At 55.6% G+C, this 11,649-nt stretch carries 12 protein-coding genes; 11 read left to right on the forward strand and 1 reads right to left on the reverse strand.

Annotated elements, in window-relative coordinates:
* Nucleotides 1-6: 6 nt before the first annotated feature.
* From araH to otsA, 3 genes are all read left to right on the forward strand, one after another.
* The gene (araH, locus tag AFK63_RS06120; protein WP_007769772.1) at nt 7-987 is read left to right on the forward strand and encodes an arabinose ABC transporter permease AraH; all 981 of its coding nucleotides are present in this window, start codon (nt 7-9) and stop codon (nt 985-987) included.
* Between the two features lie 176 nt (nt 988-1,163).
* On the forward strand, nt 1,164-1,970 hold the full coding sequence (gene otsB / locus AFK63_RS06125) for a trehalose-phosphatase (protein WP_038862267.1): 807 nt from the start codon (nt 1,164-1,166) through the stop codon (nt 1,968-1,970).
* Nucleotides 1,945-3,369, forward strand: a complete 1,425-nt coding sequence (otsA, locus tag AFK63_RS06130) for an alpha,alpha-trehalose-phosphate synthase (protein WP_038862268.1) — start codon at nt 1,945-1,947, stop codon at nt 3,367-3,369. Before otsB ends, otsA begins: the two co-directional genes overlap by 26 nt.
* Before the next feature lie 45 nt (nt 3,370-3,414).
* On the opposite strand, the gene uspC is transcribed toward otsA, so the two are convergent.
* Nucleotides 3,415-3,837, reverse strand: coding sequence for a universal stress protein UspC (gene uspC / locus AFK63_RS06135; protein WP_038862269.1), 423 nt, complete (start codon nt 3,835-3,837; stop codon nt 3,415-3,417).
* Nucleotides 3,838-4,653: 816 nt separating this feature from the next.
* On the opposite strand from uspC, the gene flhD reads away from it, so the two are divergent.
* The 8 genes from flhD (at nt 4,654) to AFK63_RS06175 (ending at nt 11,635) form a co-directional block, all read left to right on the forward strand.
* Nucleotides 4,654-5,004: a flagellar transcriptional regulator FlhD gene (gene flhD, locus AFK63_RS06140; protein ID WP_015741652.1), complete on the forward strand. Its 351-nt coding sequence runs from the start codon at nt 4,654-4,656 to the stop codon at nt 5,002-5,004.
* Nucleotides 5,005-5,007: 3 nt separating this feature from the next.
* Nucleotides 5,008-5,589: a flagellar transcriptional regulator FlhC gene (gene flhC / locus AFK63_RS06145; RefSeq protein ID WP_038862271.1), complete on the forward strand. Its 582-nt coding sequence runs from the start codon at nt 5,008-5,010 to the stop codon at nt 5,587-5,589.
* Between the two features lie 131 nt (nt 5,590-5,720).
* A complete protein-coding gene (gene motA, locus AFK63_RS06150; RefSeq protein ID WP_038862274.1) occupies nt 5,721-6,608 on the forward strand; it encodes a flagellar motor stator protein MotA in 888 nt (295 codons plus the stop codon).
* On the forward strand, nt 6,605-7,534 hold the full coding sequence (motB, locus tag AFK63_RS06155) for a flagellar motor protein MotB (RefSeq protein ID WP_038862275.1): 930 nt from the start codon (nt 6,605-6,607) through the stop codon (nt 7,532-7,534). Before motA ends, motB begins: the two co-directional genes overlap by 4 nt.
* Before the next feature lie 10 nt (nt 7,535-7,544).
* Nucleotides 7,545-9,557, forward strand: a complete 2,013-nt coding sequence (gene cheA / locus AFK63_RS06160) for a chemotaxis protein CheA (RefSeq protein WP_038862276.1) — start codon at nt 7,545-7,547, stop codon at nt 9,555-9,557.
* 28 nt (nt 9,558-9,585) lie between these two features.
* A complete protein-coding gene (cheW, locus tag AFK63_RS06165; RefSeq protein ID WP_007719446.1) occupies nt 9,586-10,089 on the forward strand; it encodes a chemotaxis protein CheW in 504 nt (167 codons plus the stop codon).
* Nucleotides 10,090-10,493: 404 nt separating this feature from the next.
* Nucleotides 10,494-11,060 carry a Csu type fimbrial protein gene (locus AFK63_RS06170; protein ID WP_038862278.1) on the forward strand — a complete coding sequence of 189 codons (567 nt, stop codon included), beginning with the start codon at nt 10,494-10,496 and terminating at the stop codon, nt 11,058-11,060.
* 62 nt (nt 11,061-11,122) lie between these two features.
* The gene (locus tag AFK63_RS06175) at nt 11,123-11,635 is read left to right on the forward strand and encodes a Csu type fimbrial protein (RefSeq protein WP_038862359.1); all 513 of its coding nucleotides are present in this window, start codon (nt 11,123-11,125) and stop codon (nt 11,633-11,635) included.
* Nucleotides 11,636-11,649 lie beyond the last annotated feature (14 nt).

Genomic DNA, 11,649 nt, shown 5'->3' on the forward strand with positions numbered 1-11,649 from the left:
GAAATTATGTCATCACTAACCACATCCGGTGCGCCGAAGTCCTCATTCTCCGTGGGTCGCATCTGGGATCAGTACGGCATGCTGGTGGTCTTCGCCGTGCTGTTCCTCGCGTGCGCTATCTTCGTGCCGAACTTCGCCACCTTTATCAATATGAAAGGCCTCGGTCTCGCTATCTCCATGTCCGGGATGGTGGCTTGCGGTATGCTGTTCTGCCTCGCCTCCGGCGATTTCGACCTTTCGGTGGCGTCAGTTATCGCCTGCGCGGGCGTGACCACGGCGGTGGTCATCAACATGACCGAAAGCCTGTGGCTTGGCGTGGCGGCAGGTCTGTTGCTCGGCGTCGCAAGCGGGCTGGTTAACGGCTTTGTTATCGCGAAGCTTAAAATCAACGCGCTTATCACTACGCTCGCCACGATGCAGATTGTGCGCGGCCTTGCGTATATCATCTCTGACGGTAAAGCGGTGGGCATCGAAGACGAAAGCTTCTTTACCCTCGGCTATGCTAACTGGCTTGGGCTGCCAGCCCCTATCTGGCTGACGGTGGCCTGCCTGATTGTGTTTGGTTTTCTGCTCAATAAAACCACGTTCGGGCGCAACACGCTGGCGATTGGCGGCAATGAAGAGGCCGCGCGGCTCGCAGGCGTGCCGGTTGTACGCACCAAAATCATTATCTTCGTGCTCTCCGGGCTGGTGTCCGCCGCGGCAGGCATTATTCTCGCTTCGCGTATGACCAGCGGTCAGCCGATGACCTCTATCGGTTATGAACTGATTGTCATCTCCGCGTGCGTTTTGGGTGGCGTTTCTCTGAAAGGCGGCATAGGAAAAATCTCGTATGTTGTCGCGGGTATCCTGATCCTCGGCACTGTCGAAAACGCCATGAATTTACTCAATATCTCGCCCTTCGCACAGTATGTGGTACGCGGTCTGATCCTGCTGGCAGCAGTGATTTTCGACCGTTATAAACAAAAAGCGAAACGCGTCGCGTAACGTTTTTTCCTGCCTGTTTCCCCCCGCAAAAACGCTTTCCGACCTGTTTTTCAGACAGGCGGAAAGCGTTGCCGAATGGCGACACTCGTCACACTGTCTATACTTACACGGTCAGTAAAACTATCAGATAACCTCAGGGTTAGCTGTTTAACCCGCAAGGAGAGGAGGAAACACTGGTGGCCGAAGAGTTAGCTGTACCGCCCGTAGACCGCGAAAATCTTGCCTTTTTTTTCGACCTTGACGGCACGCTTGCCGACATCAAGCCGCATCCCGATCAAGTGTTCATCCCTTCCGATGTTCGTCGCCTGCTGCAAAAACTCGCCGACATGAATAACGGAGCCCTGGCATTGATTTCAGGACGTTCCATGACGGAGCTGGACCAACTTGCCGCGCCGCACCATTTTCCGCTGGCCGGGGTCCACGGGGCCGAGCGTCGTGATATCCGTGGTCAGCATCATGTCGTGACGCTGCCGCAGACACTTGTCGCGCATCTGCATCAGCAGCTGGAAGCGGCGCTGGCAACGATGCCAGGTACCGAACTTGAGGCAAAGGGAATGGCTTTCGCGCTGCATTATCGCGGCGCGCCGGAGTATGAAGAAGAGATTAAGGCGCTGGCGGAAAGCATTGCGAGCGAACATAAGCAGCTGGGTCTGCAACCGGGTAAATGCGTAGTGGAGTTAAAACCACTGGGCATTAATAAGGGCGCGGCTATCGAGGCATTCATGAATGAAGCGCCGTTCGCAGGCCGCGTGCCGGTTTTTGTCGGTGATGACCTTACCGACGAAGCCGGGTTCTATATCGTGAACCAGCTTAATGGCATTAGCGTGAAAGTCGGGCAGGGGGATACCCAGGCGAAATGGCACCTCGCCGATGTCCCGTCCGTTCACGCCTGGCTGGAACACGTTGCTCAACATCAAGAACAAGAAAAAAAAATTTTGAATAAAAGGAGAGAAGGCTATGAGTCGCTTAGTCGTAGTATCTAATCGTATTGCCCCGCCGGATGATAAAAAGAGCAGCGCAGGGGGCCTCGCGGTAGGGATACTGGGAGCGCTGAAAGCAGCAGGCGGCCTGTGGTTTGGCTGGAGCGGTGAAATCGGCAATGAGGATGCCCCGCTTAAAAAAGTCACCCGTGACAATATTACCTGGGCGTCATTTAACCTGAGCGAGCAGGATCACGACCAGTATTACAATCAGTTCTCCAACGGCGTATTGTGGCCTGCGTTCCACTACCGTCTGGATCTGGTGAATTTCCAGCGCGAAGCCTGGGAGGGCTATCTGCGCGTCAACAGCCTGCTGGCGGATAAACTTAAGCCGCTGATTGAGCCGGATGACAACCTGTGGATCCACGATTATCATCTGCTGCCATTTGCAAGCGAGCTGCGCAAGCGCGGCGTCAATAACCGCATCGGCTTCTTCCTGCATATCCCGTTCCCAACCCCGGAAATTTTCAACGCGCTGCCGACCAATACCGAACTGCTGGAACAGCTTTGCGATTACGATCTGCTGGGCTTCCAGACGGAAAACGATCGCGTCGCTTTCCTGGACTGCCTCGCGATGCAGACGCACCTTTCCACCAACAGCGATGGTGAACACACCGCCTACGGTAAAACGTTCCGCACACAGGTCTATCCGATTGGTATCGAGCCGGAAGAGATAGCGCAGGCGTCCGCAGGCCCGCTGCCGCCGAAGCTTGCCCAGCTCAAAGCCGAACTTGCCAGCGTGAAGAACATTTTCTCGGTAGAGCGTCTCGACTATTCCAAGGGGCTTCCGGAGCGCTTCCAGGCCTTCGAAACGCTGCTTGAGAAATACCCGGAGCACCACGGTAAAATCCGCTACACCCAGATTGCGCCTACGTCGCGCGGCGATGTGCAGGCGTATCAGGATATCCGTCATCAGCTGGAGACCGAGGCCGGGCGTATCAATGGCCGCTACGGTCAGCTCGGCTGGACGCCGCTCTATTACCTCAATCAGCACTTCGATCGTAAGCTGCTGATGAAAGTTTTCCGCTATTCCGATGTCGGGCTGGTAACGCCGCTGCGTGACGGGATGAATCTGGTCGCGAAAGAATACGTGGCCGCGCAGGACCCGGAAAACCCCGGCGTGCTGGTACTGTCGCAGTTCGCCGGCGCTGCCAATGAACTGACCGCCGCCCTGCTGGTTAACCCATACGATCGTGATGACGTGGCGGCGGCGCTCGACCGCGCGCTGAAAATGCCGCTGGCGGAGCGTATCGCCCGTCACAGCGAGATGCTGGAGATTGTCCGTAAAAACGACATCAACCACTGGCAGGAGGCCTTTATCCAGGATCTAAAGCAGATAGCGCCACGCAGCCCTGAACGTGAGCTGCAACAGAAAGTGGCGACCTTCCCGAAACTGGCCTGATGGCCGTCTCTGCGCCCGGGCACGCCGCCCGGGCGCAACCCTTCGTTAATCCAGCGCCACCAGCAGAAGATCTCTCCTGCTGGCTGCCAGCACGCTTTTCGCCGAACAGACCGCCTTGCTGAAGAAACTCTGGTTGTGATTACCGCAAATGACCAGGTCGATGTCATTTTTTTCACATATATCGTGAATATATTCTCCGAGTTCGCCGCTCGCGATGATGGTCTCTTCAATCGGGTATCCCGCTGCGGTTTTGAGAGCCTCAAGGAAGGTGTGCGTCTCCTCAAACATGACTTCACGCAAATTTTCGAGCATCGGAGCCGACATTTGATTAAAGAGTTCCGGATCTGTGGCGATAGTAATAAGGGAGACTTTGCCATTAACAGGTTTCACCAGGGAAACGGCGCGGTCGAGAAGGCGGTGGCTTTCCGGCGTGACGGCCACGGCAACCAGCACATGCGAGTAGCTCATAGAGATATCCTTGTCACATAAGAGAAAACAGCAGGGAACAGCGATGATCTTATAGCAGGACAACGACGCCCATAATGGGCGCAAGGACGAAATTTGAACGGCACAGCGGTTCATTTAAATACATTAGGTATTCTAATCAAAAGAATATTCAGGCTCTTATTCCTTCCTTGTAACATTTTGTAACACAGTTGCGCACCGCGACTTATTACAAATCCGACCACTTTCTCTTCGGCAACGCATGATTAGCACGCTTGCGAATATTTAAGTTAACTTACTGATTTTAAATATTAAGTTGATTTAAGTACTCCCCCGCGAGTACTGTTTCTTTTATAGTGACCCTCGGTAACCAGGCAGGGTTAAATAATTGCTGTCAGAAAGTATAACCGGGCGCTACATGGCAGTGTAGAGGGAGTGAATATTCGGAATTTTACGCATTGCCATCCGCCTGATTGGTTATTTTTTGAACAAAATAAAAGCGATTCTGATGTTTTTTTGGTGACTTTTTCCGAAAATGTGTGATACTCGTCACACTTTTTCCAAAATCTTTTCATCTGCACATTGTGTGAATGATGTCCGCCGAGTACGATTTGCTCGATTTAGGAAAAATCTTAAGTAAGTGTAAGGAAATGATGAAAGGCGTGCACGGAGCCTGCCAGGGATAACTCGAATTTGACGGGGATAATCTCCACCGACAAGTCTGGTTTCACCGATGCATTTTGGCCGTAACGATTTATTTTTTTACCGGGATTTGCCCGGCGACATCACGGGGTGCGGCTTCGCCGCTTGAAAATAATAGTTTGTTATTGGATGGGAAAAATGCATACATCCGAGTTACTGAAACATATTTATGACATCAACCTGTCATATCTGTTACTGGCCCAGCGCTTGATCAGTCAGGATAAAGCGTCTGCGATGTTTCGTCTGGGAATCAGCGAAGAGATGGCGTCCACGCTTGGCGACCTGACTCTTCCGCAAATGGTGAAACTGGCTGAAACCAATCAGCTCGTCTGTCAGTTCCGCTTCCAGGATCATCAGTCGATCACGCGTTTAACGCAGGAATCACGCGTTGACGATCTGCAACAGATTCATACTGGTATTCTGCTCTCCACGCGTCTGCTCAACGAGGCCAACGGCACCGAAGACGTCGCTCGGAAGAAAAGGGCGTAATTTATGACCGACAAGAGCATTGTTCAGGAAGCCCGTGATATCCAGCTCGCCATGGAACTCATTACCCTTGGCGCACGTTTACAGATGCTGGAAAGTGAAACGCAACTTAGCCGCGGTAGACTCATTAAACTTTATAAAGAGCTGCGGGGCAGCCCGCCGCCAAAAGGTATGTTGCCCTTTTCCACGGACTGGTTCATGACCTGGGAACAGAACATCCACGCCTCGATGTTCTGTAACGCCTGGCAGTATCTGCTGCGCACCGGGTTATGTTCAGGCGTTGACGCGGTTATCAAAGCGTACCGTCTGTACCTGGAGCAATGCCCGCAAGAAGACGATGCAGGCCCGCTGCTGGCGCTCACCCGCGCCTGGACGCTGGTTCGTTTCGTGGACAGCGGAATGCTTGAATTATCCCGTTGCAACAGCTGCGGCGGCAATTTTATTACCCATGCACACCAGCCGGTTGGCAGCTTCGCGTGCAGCCTGTGCCAACCGCCATCTCGCGCCGTAAAAAGACGTAAACTTTCGCGAGATGCTGCCGATATTATTCCACAACTGCTGGATGAACAGGTCGAACAGGCCGTTTAACCGGATAGGTGTGGAAAACCACTCCAGCAGCGGCCCAAAAGGCCGCTGCTTTTTTTTTCCTAACTTAAACCGGCAACGTTTTCTGCTCACCTGAACGTCCTCGCCATAGCCAACAGCGGAAGGATGATGTCGTGCTGATTTTAATAGGTTACCTGGTCATTCTGGGAACGGTTTTCGGTGGCTACATGATGACCGGAGGCCACCTTGGTGCACTCTATCAACCCGCCGAGTTAATTATTATCGGCGGAGCGGGTGTGGGTGCGTTTATCGTCGGTAATAACGGAAAAGCGATTAAGGCTACGGTGAAAGCGCTGCCGCTGCTGTTTCGCCGTTCCAAATACACCAAAAGTATGTACATGGATCTGATGGCGCTGCTGTATCGCCTGATGACCAAATCGCGCCAGCAGGGGATGTTCTCCCTGGAGCGCGATATCGAGAATCCGAAAGAGAGCGAGATCTTCACCAGCTACCCGCGCATTCTGGCGGACAACACCATGCTGGAATTCATTACCGATTATCTGCGCCTCATCATCAGCGGCAACATGAACACGTTTGAGATTGAAGCGCTGATGGACGAAGAGATCGAAACGCACGAAAGCGAAGCCGAAGTGCCGGCCAACAGCCTGGGGCTGATGGGCGACTCACTCCCGGCGTTCGGTATCGTCGCGGCGGTTATGGGCGTGGTGCACGCGCTGGCGTCTGCGGACCGTCCGGCGGCGGAGCTCGGCGCGTTGATCGCCCACGCGATGGTGGGGACGTTCCTCGGCATCCTGCTGGCTTACGGCTTTGTGTCGCCGCTCGCCACCGTGCTGCGCCAGAAGAGCGCCGAAACCACCAAGATGATGCAGTGCGTGAAAGTGACGCTGCTTTCCAGCCTTAACGGTTATGCGCCGCCGATCGCCGTCGAGTTTGGCCGTAAGACGCTCTACTCAAGCGAGCGTCCGTCCTTCACCGAGCTGGATGAACACGTTCGCGCGGTGAAATCGCCTAATCAGCAGCAGGTGACAGAAGACGCATGAAAAACAGCAACCACCCCGTCGTTATCGTAAAAAAGCGCAAGCATAAAGGGCACGGCGGCGGTTCGCACGGCTCCTGGAAAATTGCTTACGCCGACTTTATGACCGCCATGATGGCTTTCTTTCTGGTGATGTGGCTTATCTCCATCGCCAGTCCGAAAGAGCTGACGCAGATTGCGGAATATTTCCGCACGCCGCTGTCAGCCGCCATCACCGGCGGGCAGCGTATCGCTGATAGCCAGAGCCCGATTCCGGGGGGTGGAGATGACGTCACGCAGTCGCAGGGCGAAGTGAAAAAAGCGCCGAACATCGACGAGCTGAAAAAACGCATGGAGCAAAACCGGCTGAAAAAACTGCGCGGCGATCTGGATCAGCTGATCGAAGCCGACCCGAAACTGCGCGCGCTGCGTCCGCATCTGCGTATCGACCTGGTGCAGGAAGGGCTGCGCATTCAGATTATCGACAGCCAGAACCGGCCGATGTTTAAAACCGGCAGCGCCGAAGTGGAGCCCTACATGCGCGACATTCTGCGCGCTATCGCGCCGGTGCTGAACGGGATACCGAATAAAGTGAGCCTGTCAGGCCATACCGATGACTTCCCGTACGCCAACGGCGAACGCGGTTACAGCAACTGGGAACTCTCGGCAGACCGCGCCAACGCGTCGCGTCGCGAGCTGGTTGTCGGCGGGCTTGATGATGGCAAAGTCCTGCGCGTGGTCGGCATGGCCGCCACGATGCGACTGGCGGAAAAAGGCGCGAATGAAGCCCTCAACCGCCGGATAAGTTTGCTGGTGCTCAACAAGCAGTCGGAAGATGCCATCGTGCATGAAAACGCCGAAAGCGAAAATGAGTCACTGAGCGTTTTACAACAACCGGGCGCCGTCCCCCCGGCCTCAAACCCAACACCGTCCGAACCGGTTACGAGGTGATAGCGTGAGTATGGATATTAGCGATTTTTATCAGACATTTTTCGATGAGGCCGACGAACTGTTGGCCGACATGGAGCAGCATTTGCTCGATCTGGTGCCCGAAGCGCCGGATGCCGAACAGCTAAATGCCATATTCCGCGCCGCGCACTCCATTAAGGGCGGAGCGGGGACCTTTGGCTTCACCATCCTGCAGGAAACCACCCATCTGATGGAAAACCTGCTGGATGAAGCACGTCGGGGTGAAATGCAACTTAACACCGACATCATCAACCTGTTTTTGGAAACCAAAGATATTATGCAGGAACAGCTTGACGCTTATAAAAGCTCTCAGGAGCCGGACGCAGCCAGCTTTGAATATATCTGTCAGGCACTGCGTCAGCTGGCGCTCGAGGCCAAAGGCGAAGCGCCTGCGGCCGCGGCGAAACTCTCTGTTGTCGAAACAGAAACCGCAGCCCCAGCACCGGCCGCAACCACGGATGGCGGCAAGCTGCGCATCAAACTTGGCAAACTCAAAGGCAATGAGACCGAACTGTTGCAGGAAGAACTCGGCAACCTCGGCACCTTAAGCCAGATTGAGAAAGCGGACGATCACCTGATAGCGACGCTCGAAACCAGCGCCAGCGCGGATGACATCACCGCGGTGCTCTGCTTCGTCATCGAAATCGACCAGATTGAATTCCTGCCGCTGCCGGCCGCCGAGCCTGCGCCTGCCGCCCCGGCAGAGCCAGTGGTTCAGGCTGCGCCTGCGCCGACGGCACCGGTCGCCGCGCCGGTCGCCAAAGCGCCTGCCGCCAGCGCCCCGCGCGCCGAGCAGAACAAACCGGCCCGTGAAAAAGAAAACACCAGTATTCGCGTGGCGGTTGAGAAAGTCGACCAGCTCATCAACCTCGTTGGCGAGTTGGTTATCACTCAGTCGATGCTTCAGCAGCGCTCCAACGAGCTTGATCCGGTCACTCACGGCGACCTGATCACCAGCATGAGTCAGTTACAACGTAACGCCCGCGATCTGCAGGAATCGGTCATGTCCATCCGTATGATGCCGATGGAATATGTCTTTAGCCGCTTCCCGCGTCTGGTGCGCGACCTGGCGAGCAAACTCGGCAAGCAGGTTGAACTGACGTTGCAGGGCAGCTCCACGGAACTCGACAAGAGCCTTATCGAACGCATTATCGACCCGTTAACGCACCTTGTGCGTAACAGCCTCGACCACGGGATCGAATCGCCGGAAAAACGTGACGCCGCAGGCAAATCCCCGGTGGGCAACCTGATCCTCTCCGCAGAGCATCAGGGCGGCAACATCTGTATCGAAGTGACCGACGACGGCGCCGGCCTTAACCGCGAGCGTATCCTTGCCAAAGCGATGTCGCAGGGCATGGCCGTCAGCGAAAGCATGACCGATGACGAAGTGGGCATGCTCATTTTCGCCCCGGGCTTCTCCACGGCCGAACAGGTGACCGATGTGTCTGGTCGCGGCGTCGGCATGGACGTGGTGAAACGTAATATTCAGGAGATGGGCGGCCATGTGGAAATCGCCTCCCGTCAGGGCCAGGGCACGACTATCCGTATCCTGCTGCCGCTGACGCTGGCGATCCTCGACGGCATGTCGGTTAAGGTAAACGAAGAAGTCTTTATTCTGCCGTTGAACGCGGTAATGGAATCGCTGCAACCGCGTGAAGAAGATCTGCATCCGCTGGCAGGCGGCGAGCGCGTACTGGAAGTGCGTGGCGAATATCTGCCGCTGGTGGAGTTGTGGAAAGTCTTTGATGTGCAAGGGGCCAAAACCGAAGCGACGCAGGGCATTGTCGTTATCCTGCAAAGCGCCGGTCGCCGTTATGCACTGCTGGTCGATCAGCTGATTGGCCAGCACCAGGTGGTGGTGAAAAACCTTGAGAGTAACTATCGCAAGGTGCCGGGTATTTCGGCCGCCACGATTCTGGGCGATGGTAGCGTGGCGCTGATTGTCGATGTATCCGCGCTGCAAAGTTTAAACCGTGAGCAACGTATGGCGCAGACCGCCGCCTGAAGCCACTATCGTAGAAAAGGTAAGTAATATGACCGGTATGAGCAACGTCACTAAACTGGCCGGCGAGCCGTCTGGCCAGGAGTTCCTGGTATTCACCCTGGGCGACGAAGAATATGGTATCGATATTCTCAAAGTGCAGGAAATTCGCGGTTACGATCAGGTAACCCGCATAGCGAACACGCCGTCTTTCATCAAAGGCGTCACTAACCTGCGCGGCGTGATCGTGCCTATCGTTGACCTGCGCGTGAAGTTTGAGCAGGGCGATGTGGAATATAACGAAAACACCGTGGTTATCGTACTGAACTTCGGCCAGCGTGTGGTGGGTATTGTGGTGGACGGCGTGTCTGACGTGCTGTCCCTCACCGCCGATCAGATTCGCCCGGCACCGGAATTCGCTGTGACGCTCTCCACAGAATACCTGACCGGCCTCGGCGCTATTGGCGAACGTATGCTGATTCTGGTACACATTGAGAAGCTGCTCAACAGTGAAGAAATGGAACTGATTGACAGCGCAACCGCCCGCGTGGCGTGACAACAAGAAAAGCAGTGGCACGGGGCGCGAAAGCGCCCCTTTTTTTTGCTTTCGATCATCCGGCTGAACGCAAACCCAGGGCCGGGCTGCCTGTTATATGCCCGCCACCGGGGGGCATTTCACGGTTTACGCCCGTCCGTGGCGTGATGTAGATCACATAATGAGTAATATATCATTTGTTATTTACATTTAACGACCGCGACATATTTTTAAGCTTTTGATAATAAAACGTTTTCATCCCTTCTCACGGCTCATCACCGACACGTTTAACAACTTTTGTGATGTTTTGAAACATAAACTAAATTTCAGTTTAGCGTCTCGTCTGACGTGCTGCGTTCCATGAGCAGGCCGCCATCCCGGCCAGGCAACGCGTCGATTCCGTTCTGAGTTTGAGGATAAACAAGATGAAAACACGTCTTATTGCTGCTATTTTCGGTGCCGGCATGATGGTGACCGCGCCAGCCAGCCACGCGGTCACCAGCAGCGGGACTATCGGGGCAACCTTAACGCTGACTAATGGTTGCCTGATTAACGGCTCCCCGAGCCAGAATGGGATCAACTTCGGTACCCTGAACTTCGGGACCAGTCCGGCGACCTTCTCCACACTGACCACTCAGCTTACGGGCGCGGGCGGCGGCAACACCTTCTCCATCCAGTGCACCACGCCGGAATACACCGTTCAGATCACGGGCAGCACCAACCAGGCGCCGGGCACCATTGTCGGCACGCCAGGCACACCAGGCCGTTATCTCATTAACACCACCAATACCGGGCAGGGCGTGGCCTACAGCCTCTACAGCGACAGCGCCTTCCAGAACGTTATCGCCAATAACACCGCCATTCCGGTCGCCTCTACCACTGGCGGGGTGGATAACTACACCATCTACGGCCGTATCCAGGGCGGCGGCAACAGCGTGACCGTGGTGCCGGGCACCTATACCGACACGATTAACGTCAGCGTGACCTACTAAGCGCCAGCAGGGCGGGCATGAGGATGACGGGCAGCCGGGCGCGGCTGCCCCTGGAGAGCGCTGTGCGGCGAATTCAATGGAGTGCGATCGGTTTGATGCTTGCCCTTAGCGGCGCGGCGCACGCTATCACGACACAGTCGTTTCAGGTCAGCGCGACCATCGCCGCCGGGTGCTCCGTAACGACCGGCAGCGGCGGCACATTTGGCACGCTGAACTTCGGCACCCGCAGCGGCGTGGAAAGCGCGCGCGTCAGCACAAGCTTTGTCCCGTCCTCTTCACTGCTCCTCGCCTGCACGCCAGGCGTGGCGCTCAGCATGAGCATCGACGGCGGGCAGAACTACGGCTCCTCGGTGCGTAATCTGGTGCGCGGCGGCGGCACCGAACGGGTGCCGTATCGGCTTTACACGTCAAGCTCGCTGAATGCGGCGAGTGAAATCGGCGTCAATCAGGCGGTTTCCATCGCCTACAGCAACAGCAATAACATTTCGCTGCCGATTTTTGGCGCAGCGCAGCTTACGGGCTTCAGCCCCGCCGGAGCCTACACCGACAGGCTTACGGTGACATTATCATGGTGATACAGGGAGAGCAG

Origin of the sequence: Cronobacter muytjensii ATCC 51329, assembly GCF_001277195.1 — a bacterium.
Lineage (GTDB): Bacteria > Pseudomonadota > Gammaproteobacteria > Enterobacterales > Enterobacteriaceae > Cronobacter > Cronobacter muytjensii.